Origin of the sequence: Vibrio sp. zbq_1, from assembly GCF_043102935.1 — a bacterium.
In the GTDB taxonomy this organism is placed as follows: domain Bacteria; phylum Pseudomonadota; class Gammaproteobacteria; order Enterobacterales; family Vibrionaceae; genus Vibrio; species Vibrio parahaemolyticus.
The window spans coordinates 1-1,147 of record NZ_JBICJH010000027.1 but is presented as its reverse complement, the minus strand read 5'-3'; the positions used below and the strand labels follow the sequence as shown (position 1 = coordinate 1,147).

The 1,147-nt window shown below is 52.7% G+C and carries 1 rRNA gene; it reads right to left on the bottom strand.

The features are described 5' to 3' along the window. Window positions 1-7: 7 nt before the first annotated feature. Window positions 8-1,147, bottom strand: a 23S ribosomal RNA gene (locus tag ACF8CV_RS13795); the annotation flags it as partial.

The window sequence follows — 1,147 nt, the reverse complement described above, 5'->3', positions numbered from 1 at the left end:
GTGTTGTATGGTTAAGCCTCACGGGCAATTAGTATCAGTTAGCTCAATGCCTCACAGCACTTACACACCTGACCTATCAACGTCGTAGTCTCCGACAACCCTTTAGGATACTTAAAGTATCAGGGAAGACTCATCTCAGGGCTCGCTTCCCGCTTAGATGCTTTCAGCGGTTATCGATTCCGAACTTAGCTACCGGGCAATGCGTCTGGCGACACAACCCGAACACCAGAGGTTCGTCCACTCCGGTCCTCTCGTACTAGGAGCAGCCCCCTTCAATCTTCCAACGCCCACGGCAGATAGGGACCGAACTGTCTCACGACGTTCTAAACCCAGCTCGCGTACCACTTTAAATGGCGAACAGCCATACCCTTGGGACCGACTTCAGCCCCAGGATGTGATGAGCCGACATCGAGGTGCCAAACACCGCCGTCGATATGAACTCTTGGGCGGTATCAGCCTGTTATCCCCGGAGTACCTTTTATCCGTTGAGCGATGGCCCTTCCATTCAGAACCACCGGATCACTATGACCTGCTTTCGCACCTGCTCGAATTGTCATTCTCGCAGTCAAGCGGGCTTATGCCATTGCACTAACCTCACGATGTCCAACCGTGATTAGCCCACCTTCGTGCTCCTCCGTTACTCTTTGGGAGGAGACCGCCCCAGTCAAACTACCCACCAGGCACTGTCCGCAACCCCGATTAGGGGTCGACGTTAGAACATCAACACTACAAGGGTGGTATTTCAAGGACGGCTCCACACATACTGGCGTACGTGCTTCAAAGCCTCCCACCTATCCTACACATGTAGGGTCAATGTTCAGTGCCAAGCTGTAGTAAAGGTTCACGGGGTCTTTCCGTCTAGCCGCGGGTACACTGCATCTTCACAGCGATTTCAATTTCACTGAGTCTCGGGTGGAGACAGCGTGGCCATCATTACGCCATTCGTGCAGGTCGGAACTTACCCGACAAGGAATTTCGCTACCTTAGGACCGTTATAGTTACGGCCGCCGTTTACCGGGGCTTCGATCAAGAGCTTCGACCGAAGTCTAACCCCATCAATTAACCTTCCGGCACCGGGCAGGCGTCACACCGTATACGTCATCTTACGATTTTGCACAGTGCTGTGTTTTTAATAAACAGTTGCAGC